This is a genomic window from Dethiosulfatarculus sandiegensis, from assembly GCF_000931935.2.
In the GTDB taxonomy this organism is placed as follows: domain Bacteria; phylum Desulfobacterota; class Desulfarculia; order Desulfarculales; family Desulfarculaceae; genus Dethiosulfatarculus; species Dethiosulfatarculus sandiegensis.
Genome location: NZ_AZAC01000034.1, coordinates 126,498 through 143,839 on the forward strand (window position 1 = coordinate 126,498; position 17,342 = coordinate 143,839).

14 protein-coding genes are annotated in these 17,342 nt (G+C 52.0%); 9 read left to right on the forward strand and 5 right to left on the reverse strand.

Going from position 1 to position 17,342, the window contains the following annotated elements:
* Positions 1–87: 87 nt before the first annotated feature.
* Together X474_RS18105 and X474_RS18110 are read right to left on the reverse strand one after the other, a co-directional pair.
* Positions 88–1,497 (reverse strand): VWA domain-containing protein, encoded by a 1,410-nt coding sequence (locus X474_RS18105; RefSeq protein ID WP_044350891.1) that lies wholly within the window; start codon positions 1,495–1,497, stop codon positions 88–90.
* A gap of 230 nt (positions 1,498–1,727) precedes the next feature.
* Positions 1,728–3,104, reverse strand: a complete 1,377-nt coding sequence (locus tag X474_RS18110; protein ID WP_156360828.1) for a hypothetical protein — start codon at positions 3,102–3,104, stop codon at positions 1,728–1,730.
* Between the two features lie 493 nt (positions 3,105–3,597).
* Between X474_RS18110 and X474_RS18115 the strand changes: the two genes are divergently transcribed.
* Positions 3,598–4,098: a hypothetical protein gene (locus X474_RS18115; protein WP_044350894.1), complete on the forward strand. Its 501-nt coding sequence runs from the start codon at positions 3,598–3,600 to the stop codon at positions 4,096–4,098.
* A gap of 72 nt (positions 4,099–4,170) precedes the next feature.
* Here X474_RS18115 and pncA read toward each other — a convergent pair whose 3' ends face one another.
* The 3 genes from pncA to X474_RS18130 all read right to left on the reverse strand — a co-directional run bounded on the left by pncA (position 4,171) and on the right by X474_RS18130 (position 6,964).
* Positions 4,171–4,887, reverse strand: a complete 717-nt coding sequence (gene pncA / locus X474_RS18120) for a bifunctional nicotinamidase/pyrazinamidase (protein ID WP_082464482.1) — start codon at positions 4,885–4,887, stop codon at positions 4,171–4,173.
* Between the two features lie 154 nt (positions 4,888–5,041).
* Positions 5,042–5,854 carry a class I SAM-dependent methyltransferase gene (locus X474_RS18125; protein WP_044350895.1) on the reverse strand — a complete coding sequence of 271 codons (813 nt, stop codon included), beginning with the start codon at positions 5,852–5,854 and terminating at the stop codon, positions 5,042–5,044.
* A 447-nt stretch (positions 5,855–6,301) separates the two neighbouring features.
* A complete protein-coding gene (locus X474_RS18130; protein ID WP_082464483.1) occupies positions 6,302–6,964 on the reverse strand; it encodes a thermonuclease family protein in 663 nt (220 codons plus the stop codon).
* 693 nt (positions 6,965–7,657) lie between these two features.
* Here X474_RS18130 and X474_RS18135 point away from each other — a divergent pair.
* From X474_RS18135 to X474_RS18170, 8 genes are all read left to right on the forward strand, one after another.
* A complete protein-coding gene (locus tag X474_RS18135) occupies positions 7,658–9,268 on the forward strand; it encodes a methyl-accepting chemotaxis protein (protein WP_056009659.1) in 1,611 nt (536 codons plus the stop codon).
* A 434-nt stretch (positions 9,269–9,702) separates the two neighbouring features.
* Positions 9,703–11,478 (forward strand): hypothetical protein, encoded by a 1,776-nt coding sequence (locus X474_RS18140; protein WP_044350897.1) that lies wholly within the window; start codon positions 9,703–9,705, stop codon positions 11,476–11,478.
* A gap of 100 nt (positions 11,479–11,578) precedes the next feature.
* Positions 11,579–12,100 (forward strand): nickel pincer cofactor biosynthesis protein LarC2, encoded by a 522-nt coding sequence (gene larC2 / locus X474_RS18145; protein WP_052515380.1) that lies wholly within the window; start codon positions 11,579–11,581, stop codon positions 12,098–12,100.
* On the forward strand, positions 12,097–12,951 hold the full coding sequence (locus X474_RS18150; RefSeq protein WP_044350899.1) for an NADP-dependent methylenetetrahydromethanopterin/methylenetetrahydrofolate dehydrogenase: 855 nt from the start codon (positions 12,097–12,099) through the stop codon (positions 12,949–12,951). Before larC2 ends, X474_RS18150 begins: the two co-directional genes overlap by 4 nt.
* 4 nt (positions 12,952–12,955) lie before the next feature.
* Complete coding sequence (locus X474_RS18155; RefSeq protein ID WP_044350900.1) at positions 12,956–14,107, forward strand: ATP-grasp domain-containing protein; 1,152 nt, start codon at positions 12,956–12,958, stop codon at positions 14,105–14,107.
* Positions 14,091–14,432 carry a molybdopterin dinucleotide binding domain-containing protein gene (locus X474_RS18160; RefSeq protein ID WP_044350901.1) on the forward strand — a complete coding sequence of 114 codons (342 nt, stop codon included), beginning with the start codon at positions 14,091–14,093 and terminating at the stop codon, positions 14,430–14,432. The genes X474_RS18155 and X474_RS18160 overlap by 17 nt, the downstream gene beginning before the upstream one ends.
* Positions 14,429–15,703 carry a formylmethanofuran dehydrogenase subunit B gene (locus tag X474_RS18165; RefSeq protein ID WP_044350903.1) on the forward strand — a complete coding sequence of 425 codons (1,275 nt, stop codon included), beginning with the start codon at positions 14,429–14,431 and terminating at the stop codon, positions 15,701–15,703. The genes X474_RS18160 and X474_RS18165 overlap by 4 nt, the downstream gene beginning before the upstream one ends.
* A complete protein-coding gene (locus X474_RS18170) occupies positions 15,697–17,340 on the forward strand; it encodes a formylmethanofuran dehydrogenase subunit A (protein WP_044350905.1) in 1,644 nt (547 codons plus the stop codon). The genes X474_RS18165 and X474_RS18170 overlap by 7 nt, the downstream gene beginning before the upstream one ends.
* Positions 17,341–17,342 lie beyond the last annotated feature (2 nt).

A 17,342-nucleotide genomic window follows, 5' to 3' on the forward strand; every position in this document is an offset into this window, starting at 1 on the left:
GTGTCATTCCCGCCAGGGCTTATTTTACCTACGTGAACACCCCATGCTTGTCAAAGAAAATCCAGGGCCCTAAAAAACCGGCCAGGCTCAGTCAAAGATCACCTTTTTTATCTGTTTTTCCTGGTCGCTTATCTTAAAATCCGGAACAAGTTTTTTGACTTTGGTGTCCATACGCCTGGTTTTCAGGCTGTAGGTCCCCGGAACCAGAGTGAATGTCGCTGTGCCGTCTTTACTGGAAGCGGATTTATATCCGGCTTTATTGCCGTTTTTCATGAACCATACTTCAACATAGGCCGGCAGTTTGGCTCCGTTTGCATCCTCCAGCACCACCTGTAAGGTTGCCTGGCCAAATCGGAAGGTTATCTGCTCTTCCTGGCCGGTTTTTATCTGGATGTTTTCCTTAACATCCTTATAACCCATCTTGTCAACCCTGGCCGATACCCGGTAGTTGCCTTGCGGCAGGGTGAATACATGCGGCTTGCCTGTCAAGTAACTGCCTGTGCTGTTAAGTTTTTTCCCTTCCTCAAAAAGAGTCACCTCCACATAACCCTTGATGGGTTTGTTTTGAGTGGTTTCAAGTTTGACCAAAAGGCGGCCGGAGCCCAGGACCACGGTCTTTTCCACTGTTTTCCCCTTGGGAATCTCAACCCCTTTGATGCGTTTGGTTTGCCTGGTCTTGAAATCCCTTACCAAAATATCGTAGACACCTGGTGTGAGGGTGAATCTGGCCGTGGGGCCCTGGCGCAGATCCAGGCTTTTGGATGCTTTGCTTTTAAAAATTTCAATATGGCAAAGGCGGGGTTTGCCCTTGGAGTCTTGCACCGCCACAATCAGGTTGGGTTCCAAGGATTTCTTAACCACCGTATCAAGGGCCCGGGCAAGTTCAGAGGCGTTCCTGGCAGGCAGAATCATGCCTCCCGAAGGCTTAACCAGGCATTCAAGCTGCTTCATTTCCTTATTTTTCAAGCCGAAACCGACTACATGCAGCTTGATTTCGAGCCCGCTTTGGGCCAGCTCTTTTGCCACCAGGCAAGGATCGCCCCCACAGGTCTCAAGGCCGTCGGTGATCAGGACAATGGTGCGTTTGCCTCTTTTGATCCCGGCAAAATCCTGGGGAGCCTGGGCCAGGGAATAGGCCAAAGGGGTGTATCCCCTTGGCTTGACTCTTGCCAAAAGGCTTTTGACTTTTTTTACTTCCAGACGATCAAAGGCAAGTTCCAGCTTGCTGTCTTGGCAATCTTTTTTCTTTTTGTCCGATTGATGTCCATACACCCGCACCGCCAGGGCCAGGTCTTTTTGCTTGGCCAGTTTCCCACACAAATCAAGCAGGGTCTGGTTGGCAATGCGCATCTTGCTTTTGCCCTGGATTCTGCCCATCATTGAGCCGGAGGCGTCCAAGATGATTAAAAGGTTGTGGGAGAAATCTTTGGCCTGGGCAGGCAGGCAAAGGCAAAGAGCCATAAGAAGGCCAATAGCAGACTTGAGAAAATAGTTCATTTTTGCCCCCTGTTTTTGAAAGAAATCCTGACGGGACTTTTTTAGAAAATCGCTCTTCCTGCTTAATGGGGAGATATGGCGTCCCAATATATCCGGACCCGGAGCAACCACTTACGGCAAGTGGTTGCTCCGCAATAAACCAGTCTTTTTGTTTGAGTTGTATAACCCCACCCGGCGTCTCCTTTAGTAGTGTTTCGGATGCCCGGAACCGCCGCTTGCCTGCAGGCTTTTTATTTTCTGTACCTCAAGGTGATGACGTAATACTCAAACAGATTGTTGCGCTTGACCTCAAAATAAAGAGGCTTTCCGTCTTTGGTTTTAAAATGCCAGTAACGCCAGAACTCAACAGGGAGCTTATGGGAGCCGAAGTTGGTCATGGCATCCATTTTGTTGACTTTTTTGGTGGGAGGACCATAGGTCTCCGCATACCAGTCAAATAACTTGCGCGAAAATTCCATCCCCTTGTCACAGGAGATTTTCACCCGGATTTCGGTTACCGGCTTTTGGGGGGCGGTTTTGTCCACCTTGAAATCCAGGGCATGGAAAGCCTTTTCCTTTAGAAAACCCTTTTTATAGTTAAAGGTGTATTTGATTAAAGCCAGACAGGGAATGTCGCTCTTAAAAACGCGCAAGCCCTCGGTGCCGTTGGAAGTTACATGGTATTTTTTTTCAACATCCGCCAGGGGCATGCCCAGCTTCATGGTGAGCAGCCGACCAGAGGTCGCTTCAGCAGCTACATAACAGGCCCCCTCGACCGGTGAAGGCGTCAGCTCATGATCCGGCCCGGCTGCGCCCGTAGAGTCGGTGGCGACAAATTCCGGCAATGATTCAGGCTTTTTCTCGCTTTTGGGAGAAGCTGGCGCGGGTTTCCTGGCTGCGGGTCTAGAGGATTTTGGGCCGGGCAGGGCCAGGGTGGCAAGCAGATTGTTTATCTGCCAGGGTAAAGATGCCACCTTACCTCTGACCCAAATGTAGATGTAATACAAGGTGTTGTTTTTATGGGGGAATAATAAAAATACCGTACTTTTTTCCGTTTGATAGTTAAAGACCAGGGCGTTTTCCCCGGCCACCGGCATATTCCAGGTCCTAAACTTTTTTTGTCTTGATTTTTTTAAATGTTGCAGGATGTGGCTTTGGCGCTTGACCATTTCCTCGTATGTAGAATTAGGCCAATGCTGAACCGCGAAGCTCACGGAAAAAGGATACTTCTTTTGTTTCGCGCCCAAAGGCTGATAACGCAGCCTCCAGCCTTTGCTGGTCCCGTCTTTTTTCCACGGATGCAAAAGCCATTCCTCGTCGGCCAAAACAGTAAAGTGCCCTTGTTTAATACGCCTGCGGTTGGCCGTTGTTGCGGCGGCAAGCTGTTGACCGCCTTTGGTTTCGCTTAATTTGGCGCCGTTCCAGGAACCGGACCAGGGCCGGCCGGGATAGCCCCAATGTCCGTTAAAGCCTTTACCCCGGTCTTTGAGCTTAAATTCAAAAAAACCGGTTTTGCCGTCTTCCCATACACCTCTCAAATAGTCACCGGAAATGATCCCATAGAGTTTGCCGCTCTGATCCGCCTTAAAGGTGCCTTTTACATAACCCTCTGTTTTATTCAGGGTCATAGGGCCCCTGGAGGTGTTCCATTTGCTTTGTTTGCTAGACGCCCCTGCACCAGCGGCAGTTAAAAGCGAAAAGGAAACTAAAAAAAAGAAGATCAAAGTGCGGTTGGTTATATGCATGCCAGCTTGCTCCCGAAAATGCGCACATATTGAATGAACGAACCCAACAATCGTCGGAATAATAAGAAAAACCTGGTGTTTCATCTTTTTTACCATGATGCCGTATGATTTTTACCGTTCACCTTTGGCTTGAATGCGGCTTCTGGCGGCATCATTGGCCGAACATGATTCAAAAACAAGCAATAAGTAAGACCAAATTAATAAAACCTGTGGAAACTACTGTTTTCTTAACCTAGGCTGCATAGTAATCCAAATTTGATAATCAGGTCAATTTCTGGTTTTTTCAGCTAAAGATGCTTTGTCAGGCACAATAAAGCGCATAATGTAAGGACCTTTGTTTTCCCGGGAAATAAACCTAAGGCGAGGGGGAAAGGTCATGCCTCAAAAAAGAAACATCAGCTTTGGGATAATTACCTTTGTTTTGTCTTGCGGGCTTATGTTGGCAGGTTGCCAAGGGCCGGACACAGAGGCGGAAAACAAAAAGCCGCCTTCCGGCTGCTCCTTGCTTACCACCGAAGAGGCCGCCTATCTGGTAGGCAAGCCGGTTGAGCCCGGCGCAGGCAGTATGCTGGGCTGCGGTTGGGCGCCCAAGGGCGAGACCATGTCCTATCTTAATCTGCAAGTTAAAAAAAGCCCCAACAGCCCGGACCATTACCTGGGTCTGTCTCCGGAAGACGGAACCCGTTTCAAAAAGGTTGAGGACCTGGGCCACGAGGCTGTAATTGCGGTCAGGGAAGGGGATGTCTTGGTTTTAATGGCCTGGAAAGGGCCCTGGCAGATTAAATTCACAGTTGGCTTTTTGGATATCAAGCCTGACTCGGAAGGCTTTCAACGCCTTAAAGCAACAGCCAAAAAGGCCCTGGCCAAACTGGAGTGAAACCGGACAACCCGGGCCTCGCGTCAAGGCCCGGGTTGTTTATTATGTATTTTAAGCCGTTGGCGGGTTGCTTTAGAGTCCTTTGACCTTTTCCGGGTCCAGGGATTCCCAGATCAGTGCCCCTTTTTGTTCCATCTCCTGCCAGGCCTTTTTGCTGGTGTCCGGCGCGACCCCTCGGCAAAGATCCTGGACAACCACCACCTTGAACCCCGCGGTCAGCCCGTCCACAACCGTGGCCCTGACACAATAGTCCGTGGCTATTCCATACACAATGATGGTTTCAACACCTTGTTTTTTCAGTAGATCCTTAAGCTCTGTGACCTTGCCCCCGTCATCCTTGAAGCCTGAATAGGAATCATATGAAGGGTCCTTACCCTTTTGCACCACCTGGTCAATGAGGCTTGTTTCTATTACTATAGCCGAACCGCTGCTGTTTTGAACGCAATGGGTGGGCCACAGCACCTGAGTGCGGCCGTCTGCCAGTTTGATGGCCTGAAAGGGTTTTTTCCCTTGGTGATTGGCTGCAAAGGACATGTGGTCTTTGGGGTGCCAATCCTGGGTGGCAAATACCTGGAGCCCTTTTTTGCGAAGTTCCTTGGTGGCTTGGGTTACTTTGTCAAGATAGGGCTGATCACTATCCGCCACAGCCAATGAGCCTTTGTGGGCGGTTGTAAAGTCAGCCTGCACATCAACCAATACCACCGCTACGTTGGGTCCACCTGCCTGGGCAAATCCGGCCATCAGGCAGATTCCCAATATAATGCTTAACCAAAGTAGTTTTTTCCTCATGTGCTTCTTCTCTCTTTGCATGGGGCCGGGCTGGGGAAAAGAGCCTGACCTGATGATATGGTTTCAAACCGGGCTTTAATGTGCCTTAGTTAAACTAGCAAAGAGTGAGGATGAAAGGGAAGTAAAACCAGTAAACATTGGTGTGTTGCAGGCGTCAGGTCTTTCTGGCCATGATGAAATAGTCCCTGGCCAAGGCGGATAAGGGCCAGAGATGAGCCAAGACATCATCGGCGCGAGCCAGGAGAAGCGGGTTGATTATCTTTCCCAAATGGGATATCAGGCTGCCGGGCAAGAGCTTGTGCTTGTCAATATACTGTATGCTGAATCCGTGCCCTTTGAGTCTGCGAAAGACAGCTCTATCCCAAAAGCGCCTGTCATGGTGCGGTTTGCGCAGAGAAGCGGCCAAGAGCTCAGAGCAGCTTAAAAGGGAGGGTAGGTTCCAAAGAATGAACCAGCCCCCGGGCTTGAGCACTCGGTTTATTTCCCAAAGGATCAGGTCTTCATCGCCTTCACCATCTTCATGTACATGCTCAAGCACTCCCGAAGAAATAAAGACCTCACAGAAATTGTCTGGCAAATTAAGGGCGTTGGGTTTTTGCCCATAAATGGTCGGTATTTTTATCTTTTTGACGAAAAGGTCGTAATGCGCCGGTTTTTCGAGTAGATAATTATTGGTCCGCCTTGCTCCCAACCTTGTCAGTATGGCGGTCACCTGCCCGTAAAATCCTCCCCAATCTATTATAGTTGCGTTTTTAAAACCAATGAATTGGGAGAGTAAACGGCAGGCAAAGACATAGTAAAGCCATTCCCCTGTCTTTTTAAGATGTTCTGCGTGGGTTGCCCTGGTTTCAAAAACCAGCTCCAGATAATTTTTCCGCAAGTCCCAAAATACGTCTTTTTCTTGCATACTCAGATAAATACGGCGTCTAGCGTCTGTTGGCAGGGGATGGGCCTCTTTGGTGGACAACTTTGGCAACTCCCTTTGGTAACGGCTTGGCCGAAAGAAATGAGAAACAAAAGATCCGTGCAGCCAGCCTGCTGTTATAGCAATATAATAAAATACATTATATTGGTGGAAAAAGTATAGATGGTGAAACGAAATGCCTTTTCAAGGGCTGGGTCGGCCAAAAAAAGAGACGGTCTGTTAGTTGCGAAAAGACCAAGTCTCCTTCCGGGTCTCCTAAGCCGGATGCTTTGTTGCCGGAATTTTTCTTTTATCTTTAGGTGGAATCTCTGTCCGCACCCCACAGGTGCATTGCCCAGGGACAGGCCCGGATGCGGTAATAAAAATGCTTGAATATTGAACGATTAATCTATGTCATTCTTGGCATAAGAATATCTATCTATGTCAAAAATGACATAGATTCTAAACTATACTGTCCCCAGGTTTAAGGCCGAAAGGGTTGGCAAAAAATCAGGGCTTACATAATTTACAAGGTCGATACCCTTTACTCAGAGCCTCCTTTCTGGAGCGGAAAATAACCGTGCAGTTTTTACAATTATAGTATTTGCATGTTTTCCGGTGAAAAACCCGGCTTTTTCTGTTTCCATGTAATAATGATCTCGATGAATTTTTCTTGTTAATTCGGTAGGTTTCGGGCTTTTTTTGCCTTCTCCAGACCCAAGGAGGCATTGGATCGGCATCCTGCCACAGCCCCAGTCCGGCCTTGCGGGCCTTTACCTCCAGATCCGCCAGTACAGGGTCACGACAATAGCGGCGATAGTGCCAGGCCAGGCCTTTGGCTACAAGGGTCCGGTTAAGTGATTGCCCATTTCGTAATATGATCGTGGCCAGCAGTCGGCCATGGGAGTCTTTGCCCACACTTTTTACTTTAACCCTCTGGCCTGCAAAACTTTGGCTGCATGCCTTGGCCTGATCTGCGTATGGCTGTTTCCACTCAGGGCAGTCAATGCCGAACAACCTGATTTCCTTGTGACTATCTCCTATCTTCACTATCAGGCTGTCGCCGTCCAGGGCGCGGATAATGATCGGCCCACTCTCCTCGGCATAAGAGGCCGGGGCAGGTGCGCATACCTGGATAAGTAAAAAGAAAAGTGCAAGCATAGGATGCGGCATTGGTTTTTTTCTCTTTCTCTATAGCCGTCCAGGCTGTCCATGCTCTCAATTTTTTTAAAACCTGTAAGGCAGTATTCTGCAAATTTTCTTTTAGATCAAGCAATCATGAGCAGTTACCCCTAAAAGCCTTGATTGATATCTAATTAGTTGGAACATATTGTCTACTTGATAGCTGGGACTAGGTGGCGTAAGTGTTTCACCTGATGAGTAACTTGATGTGAGATTCTGAGAATTAGAATGTTTTCATTGATTAAAAGCGATTGTCTTGGTTAGGTCAGCAGACAATACAGTGTTGTGAAAATAAACACATTTAAAAATCTAGTAATATACTATAGATAAATAACCCGTTAATTTTTGTTGGAAAAGCAAAAAATAGGCTATTAAGTGAAACGAAACACTTTCTGTTTCCAATGTCAAACGGCTATATTGATTCCTTTTTTTTGGGGATTTGAGTTGTCAAAGCCTGGATGTATCTAGTATATTCTTCTCAATTACATGAACATTGGTAATTAAAAGTTGAGATCCTGGCAAGCACGAAGCTTAAACCCTATGGATGTCGATAAACAGGTTCTAGAAATAACAATGCCCCAAATTTAAGAGGCATTTGAAAAATGGCCGGACCATTTTACTTTGTTGGGGGGAAAGGTAAGGCGCAGCTTGACTTTTCAGAGCAGAATTATCGCCCAAGGAACATTGCTGCTGATACTACCTGTTGTTGTCATAGCCGCTGTATCAACCTTTACGGGTAAGGCGGGGGGGCAACATGAAGCTCTAAAGCAGCTCACCTGCCAAAGGGAAGCCCTTAAACTACATCTCAATTCCCAGGCCATTTTAAGCCAGACAATGGCAGCCCAGGCGGCATTCCTGAAAAATCCCGATCAAATCAAATCTTCCTTAAAAAGCATCTCTACTCTAAATTCAGATTCATCAAGCGCTCTCGCCATAATCAAACCAAATCAAAAACCGGATATCCTGGCAAACTCTTTAGGCAATGCTCTGGATTCACTGCTTGAAGACGCATCCGCAATAAAAACGGATGTCTTGAGAGTGACTGCGGATGCCGACCGTTCGCCTGTAGCTTATCGGATTGCTCAGATGGGCTCGAACGGCGCTTTGTTTTTTGCCGGGGCGCTTCCCGTTCAGTTGCTGGACGGCCTGGTGTTGTTCTCCAATAAGGGAGAGCTGCTTTTTAAGTCCTCCGGACTTCCGGAAAACGCCGTTTCCCTTTTGAGCGAAGCCGGTTTTAACGGCTCCGGTTCAGGCCAGGGACAAGCTGAAGAATGGAACGCCGCCTGGATGCCTTTGGCCGGTGGCGAATACCAGGCAGCTTACATGACCGTACAAGCCGCCGGTGAAAATTTGTCGATGCCCTTGGTGTGGGCTGGCCTGGCCGGTCTGATTTTGGCTGCTGGTCTCTGGTTTTTACTGGTCAAACATTCTTTGGGCGGATTTAACCAAGCCCAGGCCGGGCTAAACAATGTCTATAAAAACCTTTCGGGTGTAATTCAGGAGATCGGCAACTCCAGTCAGGAACTGGCAGCCGGAGCCAGTCAACAGGCGGCAGCCATGGAGGAAATATCCTCTGCCCTGGAGGAGATATCATCCCAGGCCAAACAGAATGCCGACAAGTCCGACGCTGCAACCGGCCTGGTGCAGGATACCGCCAAACAGATAGAAGCGGCCGGAACTTCCATGTGGGAGCTTAAGCAGGCCATGGATAGGGTCACCAAGGGCAGCGATGAGACGGCTGATATCGTAAAAGGCATCAATGAAATAGCCTTTCAGACCAGTCTTCTTTCCCTCAATGCGGCTGTGGAGGCCGCCCGGGCCGGAGAAGCGGGGGCGGGCTTTTCCGTGGTGGCGGAGGAAGTGGGAAGGCTGGCGTCCCGGGCCTCGGATGCAGCTAAACGCACCGAGGAATTGATTCAGGAGAATACAAAGCACATCAAAAAAAGCACCGAGCTGTTAAAGGAAACAGACGAGGGTATGTATGCGGTCGAGGAGATCGCAAACAAGTTGGGTGTGTTGGTGAGTGAGATTTCGGAAGCCAGCAAGGAACAGGCACTGGGAGTGGTTCAGGCTGGTCAGGCTGTCAATGAGGTGGATGCCGTCACCCAAAAGACAGCCGCCTCGGCCGAGGAAGCGGCAGCCGTTTCCACCGAGATGACCGGCCAGGTGGACGCCATGCATAACTACCTGGCCCAGTTGGCTGCTGATGATGAAAATGCTGAAAAAATCGTGCAATATGACACGGTTGTTAATAACAGGATTGGCAAGGCAAAGTCTCTTCCCAAATTGAGATAAAAGGGTTGACTTTGATACTTTGAATCCTGCATGGTTATTGAGGATTCAAGGCGAAAATCTAGCTAAGTCCGCGCCAGATGTATATTGTAAAGCTCATGCTTTGCCCGTCTGCGCATTGCGCCAAAGCGATTTGGGGCGGATCTTCCGAGATAAGCCCCTCGCTTGGCTCTACAGCTTTGGCAGGAGGGGTAGTCACGAAATTCTTCTCTCAGTTATCGCATAAATTTATAAAAAGGTTTGGAATGCCCGACATGTAAATGTCTGGCCGCTTTTAACCCTTCAGGGAACTAGTTTTTCCGGGGAGGAAAAATGTTCGTGCCAACAGGATAGGTGCGCAAAAAGTGATCCTGAAAGGAAAAACTCGAACCACGTAATCTTTAACCGGGAATATTAATTTCCCAATAACTGGCTGTGAACGGCCGGGAGAAGTTAAGATGAATAAAGAAGTTTTAGCAACCTTGATGGCTGTAACCTCCGACGTGGACTATGGAACTGCTGACCGTATCGAAGCATTGACCAAGGGGCACGGCATGCTGAACCTGGCTGCCTTTGCCTCTGCCAACGCCATGACCAAGGAAATTCTGCTTGGCAGGAGCATCCGCATTAAAGACTCCAACCTGATCGACCTGCCTTTGGACCATGTAGTGGAAGAGGGTGTCAAGGCCGCCATGGAAGCTGGCGCAACCCCCAGCAACGCCGCCTTGATGACCGCAGCTCTCTTGAACATCGCCGGAACCGAGTCCAGGGCCGGTGTGCCTGCCGGCAACCGTAAGCTCGGCGCCATGGCCCGTATGAAGGCCGGTGCCGAAAGAGCCGGCGTGGTGGGGCTGCCGACTTCCAAGCAGACCAACAAACTCTCCGGTTTCGCCGCAGTGCAGGGCCTTTATGAAGCCATGCAGCGGGGCGAGGTATGCCGTGTGGACGGCGCTGATGTGCCTCCGTTCGTGGCCGGTGGCGCTGTTTACGGCCACTCCACCCTGGGTGAGGACATGACTTACCTGGACCTGGCCAACAACGGAACCAAGGCTGCCGTGGACTACATGGTCAAGTCCTACCGCGGCGCCGGAATCATCCCCAACGCCATTGCCTGCGCCATGCTGGCCGCGGCTGCGGTGCTGGAATTGATCAACCCCGACGGTATGATCGCCGAGTCCGAGGGCGAATTCTTCGTACAGGGCACCTGCTACGCAGTGGGCAAGGGCGCCATGAAGGCCGCCGGCCTGCCCGAGAAGATGCACCTGCGCGGAACCGGCAAAGAGTATGACACCGCTACTTTGGTCGGCGACCTGGGCATGATCCTGAAGGACATCGGATCCCCCACCGTGGTCGGCATGATGACCTTGAACGAGATCCTGGCCTGCTTTGCCGAAGCTCCCATGATCGGCGCCGGTTTTGGCGGCGGTCCTGTGAACCCGCCTCTGGCCCACTGCGTCTCCGACGCCGTGGTGGCCATGAACGCCCTGATCGACAACGAAGGTGATGTGGAAGCCACCGCCGATATTATCCGCGAGCTGAAGCTGACCCAGTACATCGACGGCATAAACGCTGCCATCAGCTACAACACCGTGGCCAGGAAAGCCCAACAGGTCAAGCGCGGCATCGTGACCCAGACCATCATCAAGGCTACCGACGGCATCCGCACCGCCAAGTACAATGAGCTGGCCGAGCGCACCTACGAGGCTCTGAACGAAGGCAAGGCCCTGGAAGACATCTGCAAGACTTTCGACGATGAGCGTCATGTCTTGGTGGAAGAGAATTCCGGCAAGGTGCTGAGTGCTTTCATGGGCGCCGAGATCTCCGTCAAGTTCACCAAGGTCAAGGGCGGCGCCCGCCGCAACCATCCCTTTGCCGCCATGTTCTGGGGCTTTGACTCAGATGTGGACGCCGAGATCGTGATTAACGGCGAGAAGTTCGTGTTGGAAGGACTGTGCCACAAGGCCGCTCCGGAGATCGTCTTGAACAAGCAGGCCGAAAAGAATATGGCTTTGACCTGCGCTTCCGTGGCCGTGCAGGAGTTGATGTACGTTGGTTGCGCTCCGATCAACGTCATCATTCCGGCCGCAGTTGCCGCTTGCATGGGCAAGCATGATCCCAAGGAAGCCGCCAAGCTGGCTGAGAAAGGCGCAGCCACCACCCGCGCCATACCCGGCGCCGGTGAAAAGGCCGTTGAAGTGGGCCGCCTGGCTGTCCGCATGATGAAGGATATGTAAGCTTTTGAAATCCCTTTTCAGGCGATGCCGCTTTTAAAAAATCAGGCGGCATCGCCTGAATCCCGAACCTTGATGATTAGCTTAATTAGGGATGGCCCAAATGCTTATGATGGTCAATGTGGATGACACTTCTTGTGAAATAGTCCCTTTCATCATTGAGGAATTGATGGAAAAAGGGGCGGGTAGTGTGCACGTGGTCCCGGCCATCACCAAAAAGGGCCGTCCGGAACATATCTATTTTATAGACGCTCCCGAAGACTTGCTGGAAGATTTAGCCTCTTTTCTGGCCTGCGAATTGGGCACCATAGGTGTCCGGATTATTGAACATAAGCATTTAAGTTTTTCCTACACCATGGTTAAGGCTCGGGTCCGCATGGCTGATCAGACCGAGCCTATGGCCCCGCCTGTACGGGTAAAACAGGTGAGGGGTTCCAACCGGGAGATTCTACACGTAAAAGCCGACTTTGATGATCTAAAGCCCACCCTTGAGGCCTTGACGGAAAAAGGAGAGAACCTCTCCTTAAAAAGCCTGAAATCATTGATTGAACTGGCAGCCCTGTCCGGGGCTGACGCAGCCTTGGGGAATCTGGTGGTTTATATTGAAGGAGAAGACCAAAAATGAAAAAAATTCTGCTCCAACTGGACAATGACAAGTTTGCCAGTGTTTTCGATGCAGTCACAGCCTATGACGCCGGAATTGACAGCCTTCTGCAGTATGGCGGGGTTCAGCCCGAAGACGTGCGGAACCTGATCTACGGCGAAATGTTCACCAGGGGCGGCGAAGACCTTAAAAACTCCGCGGCTTTTATCGGTGGCTCCAATGTGGAGGCCGGTGAGGCCATGCTCAAGGCTGCCAAGGATTCCTTTTTCGGTCCGGTGAGGGTTTCCCTTATGATGGACGCCAACGGCTGCAACACCACAGCCACCGCCGCGGTTGCCAAGATGCTGGCCCACGGTGATTTGAGCGGCAAGAAGGTCGCCATTTTGGCCGGCACCGGTCCGGTGGGCTTAAGGGCCGCAGCCCTTTTGGCCAAGGAAGGCGCGGACGTGGTCCTCACCTCCAGGGGCTTGGAAAAGGCCGAAAAGGCCTGCGCATCCATTGAAGAGCGTTTCGGTGTCAAGGTGGCCCCCCAGGCCGCGGCGACCCCGGAGGATTATAACGCTGTTTTACAGGGCGTCACTGCGGTCCTCACCTGCGGCGCGGCCGGTGTGCAGTGCGTGAGCGAAGAAATGTGGAAAGCCAATGACTCCCTCAAGGTCTTGGCCGATGTGAACGCGGTCCCACCGGTGGGCATCGAAGGTGTGAAATCCCATTGGAACGGCAAGGAAGTCGAAGGAAAATTCCTGTATGGCGCCCTGGGTATCGGCGGCTTCAAGATGAAGTTGCACCGTGCCTGCGTGGCCAAACTTTTTGAGCAGAACGATCTGGTCCTGGACGCAGAGGAGATCTTCGGCATAGCCAAGACCTTGTAGCAAGATGGGCGCAGGTGATCCACTGATCGTGGGGGTGAGCACCAGGGCCTTGGTCGAGTCGGCGGTTAACGCGGGCTGGGAGATACCCTCCCTGGATTATTTTGGCGATCGGGATCAAAAGGAACTCGTTGCCAATTATTCCCTGGCCAAGGATTTTGGCTTGCCTCTTTCCGGAAAAGGGCTTTTTGAGGCGGTTAAGCGCTTAAAGCCCGGCTCCTTGTACTATGTAGCCGGTTTGGATAATCATCCCCAGCTTGTGGCCAGGCTGGCCCGGGAGATGACTATTTTCGGCAACAGTCCGGAGACCTTGGTCAAATCAAAAGACTGGCGGTTTCTGCGGAGCATATGCGAGAAAAGTAAGATCACCTGCCCCAAGACCCTGTTACCTGGTGAGATATTAAATTACCCCTCCGGAGAATGGCTGACCAAGCCAGCCTACGGAGGCGGCGGCAGGGCAGTGAGGCCCTGGCAGGGCGGGCCTTTGCAAAAAGGCGAAGTGGCTCAGGCCCTGGTCAAGGGAAGACCGGCCTCATGCGCGGTGCTTGCCGACGGCTCAGACTCCGTGGTCCTGGGGATCACGGAACAGCTCATAGGCAGGCAGGTGTTTGGTGTGGGTATGTTCCGCTGGTGCGGCAATATCCACCCCCTGGCCTTGCCTTCAGACCTAAACGAATCCCTTTGGGAACAGGTGGAGGAGATGGCCCAAATCCTTACCCGAAATCTGGGACTTAAGGGGGCCTTTGGTCTGGATCTTGTAATTACCTCTCACAGGCAGGGAATAAGGGCCTTTCTGATAGAGATCAACCCCCGCCCGACAGCCTCCATGGAACTTTTGGAGGCCCAATTGGGTCTGAATATCTTTTCCTTGCACCAAAAGGCCTCGGATGGGCGTCTTTGCCCTCCGGAAGTGACAAAACCACGAGGATTCGTGGGAAAGGCGGTGGTGTTTGCCGGAAAGGACCTTGTCATGCCCTCAACCAGGGCATGGAAAGCTAAAGGGCGCAAGGATATACCCTTTGGCCGTGAAAAAGTAAAAGCCCAGGCGCCCATTTGCACGGTTTTCGCCGATGCCCCAACCAGGGACGAGTGTTTTGGCGAGCTATGCAACCAGGCGGGGCGCTTGCGGCAGGAGATAGCTGATGAAATCAGATACTAAAAAATACAAGCTGATCACCGGCCGGACCATTAAACAGGCCCAGGCCATGCATAAGGGCAAGACCAAGGATTCTTACCAGGAAGCCACCGCCCGCCTTGAGATGTGCCAGGCGGATATGGAAGAGCTGGGCCTGGCCAAGGGTGACCAGGTAAAGGTGCTGAGCCAGGCGGGAAGCGCGGTGGTTACGGTGAGCCAGGCCGACCTTCCCCAGAGCGTGGTTTTCATGCCCATGGGCCAGGTGGCCAATTTCCTGGTGGATAACAAGACTTTGAGCACCGGCATGCCGCCCTTTAAAAGCATGCAAGTGGAGGTGGTCCGCATATGAATAGCGTTACAGAAAATATGACCTGCACTTTTTGCGGATGTCTCTGCGACGACATCACCGTGGAGGTGGCTGACGGCCGGGTGGTTAAGGCCAAAAAGGCCTGTGCCAACGGTGCCGGTATTTTTAAGGAATACGATCCCTCTCCGGCCCCGCCTTTGGTGGACGGCAAGGAAACGGGTTACGATGAGGCCATTGCCAAGGCGGCGGAGATATTGAATCAGGCCAAAAGCCCCATGATTTACGGCCTGAGCTCCATGGCGGTTGAGGCCCAGAAAAAGGCCGTGGCCCTGGCCGATAAATTGGGCGCGGTTATAGATACCACTTCTTCGGTATGTCACGGGCCCACCGGAATGGGTATGATGGAGGTTGGCGAGGCCACCTGCACCTTGGGTGAGATCAGAAACCGGGCCGACTTGTTGGTTTTCTGGGGCTGCAACCCGGCTGCCTCCCATCTACGCCACTTTGCCAGGTTTTCCATGACGCCCAAGGCGGGTCTGAACCCCAATGGCCGCAAGGACCGCACTATATACACCGTGGATGTGAGGCCCACCCCCACCGCTCAAAAATCGGATCACTTCATACAGGTGGCCATTGGGCATGATTATGAGGCCCTCACCACTTTGCGGGCTCTGATCGCCGGTAAAAAGATCACCCAAAAGGAGATCGCCGGTCAGCCCTTGGAGGTTTGGCAGGAACTGGCCGAACGCATGAAATCCTGCCGCTATGGTGTGGCCTTCATGGGCATGGGCATAACCATGAGCCGGGGCAGACAGCACAATGTGAGCGAGCTTTTCAGCCTGGTTACGGAACTCAATAAGTACACTCGTTTTTCCGTGTTGCCCATGCGCGGCCACGGTAATGTGGCCGGAGCGGACCAGGTCATGACCTGGCAGTGCGGCTACCCCTTTGCCGTGAGTTTTGCCAAGGGCATACCCCAGTTTTGCCCGGGTGAGTTCACAGCCGTGGATATGCTTTCAAACAAACATGCTGATGCGGCGGTGATCCTGGCTTCAGACCCGGCGGCTCATTTTCCGGTGGCCGCGGCCGAGTATTTATCTGAGATTCCCACTATCACCTTGGATTGCGAGGTCAGCTTGACCGCCAAGGTGTCCAAGGTGTATTTCCCCACGGCCTGTTACGGCGTGGACGCGCCGGGCACCTGTTACCGCATGGATAATGTCCCCATTCGTCTCAGGGCCGCCATGGAAGCCAGAAGGCCCACCGATGAAAAAGTGCTTACAAGTTTGATAGAGGCGGTGAAGTCATGTTGACCGGGATTATAAACGGCAAGGTCTATGACCCCACGAACAACCTGGATGGAGTCCACGCCGACATCTGGATCAAAGACGGCAAGGTTGTCGACGCCGCCACCATAGACACCAACCAGGCTGACCAGATAATAGACGCCAAGGGCCTGGTGGTAATGGCCGGCGGAGTGGATGTGCACGCCCATATTGTAGGGGCCAAGGTTAATTCGGCCCGCAAGTTCAGGCCCGACGACCACCGAGGGCATGAGCGGTTGCGGGAAGTGGGCTTCCGTTCAGGCGGCGGCTACACAGTGCCGAGCACCTTTCAGACCGGCTACATGTATTCCGAGATGGGCTACACAACGGTGATGGAGGCTGCCACCGCCCCGCTGGTGGCCAGGCACACCCATGAGGAGCTGGCCGACACGCCGATGCTCGATAACGGCATCTTTGTCACCATGGGCAACAACCATTTCATCATGGACTGCATAAGAAAAGGTGAAAGGGAAAAGGCCCGCGACTATATCGCCTGGATCCTGGAAGCCACCGGCGGCTACGCCATAAAGGTGGTCAATCCGGGCGGCGTGGAAAATTGGAAATACTCGGGCAATGTGGCCGAGCTTGATGACAAGGTGATTGGTTTTGACGGCGTCACCCCCAGAAAAATGCTCGAGACCCTTTGCTGGTCGGCCAATGAACTGGGCCTGCCCCATCCGCCGCATATTCACGGCCTCAACCTGGGTCAGTCCACCAGCGCAGGCACCTCTGCCGAGACCATTGAATACTTAAACGGAATGAACGCCCATTTCTGCCATTTGCAGTTTTTGAGCTATGAAGCGGGCAAGGGCGGCATCCATAAGTCAGCCGCTCCGAAGTTGGCGGAAATCCTTAACAAGACCGAAGGCATAACCATGGACGTGGGGCAGGTTATCTTTGGCCCGGCCACCACCATGACCTCAGACGGACCCTTGCAGCACAAAATGCACCTGACCACGGGAAACAAGTGGCTCAACGACGACGTGGAGAATGAAAGCGGCGGCGGCGTGGTTCCGGTGGAATACAAGGCTAAAAACCCCATCAACGCAACCATGTGGTGCGCGGGTATTGAGCTGTTTTTGAGCGTGGAAGACCCTTGGAAGGTGTTTTTGACCACAGACCATCCCAATGGCGGTCCTTTCACCCATTACCCCCAGGTAATCAAGCTGTTGATGGATAAGGATTACCGGGCCGAGTTCATGACCAAGCTCAATAAAAAGGGAATGAAACGCTCCATTGCGGCCGAACTGGACCGGGAATACTCGATGTATGAGATCGCGGTTATAACCAGGGCAGGCACAGCCAAGGCACTGGGGCTCACTCACAAGGGTCATCTGGGCGCCGGGGCCGATGGAGACGTGACCATCTATCAGCCAAATGAAGACAAGGCCGAGATGTTCGCTCACCCCAGTTATGTTTTTAAACAGGGCGAGCTGGTTGTGAGAAACGGCAAGGTGATCAAAAGCGTTCCCGGCCGCACCATGTTGATCAAGCCCTCCTATGATAAAGCCATAGTCGGGCATATCAAAAAATGGTTTGATGAAAGTTATACCATTAATTTTGCCAACTTCCCCATGACTCAAGAGGAGTTGGCCCAGGCAAAAATCGTGGCCTGTGGAGGCTAGTC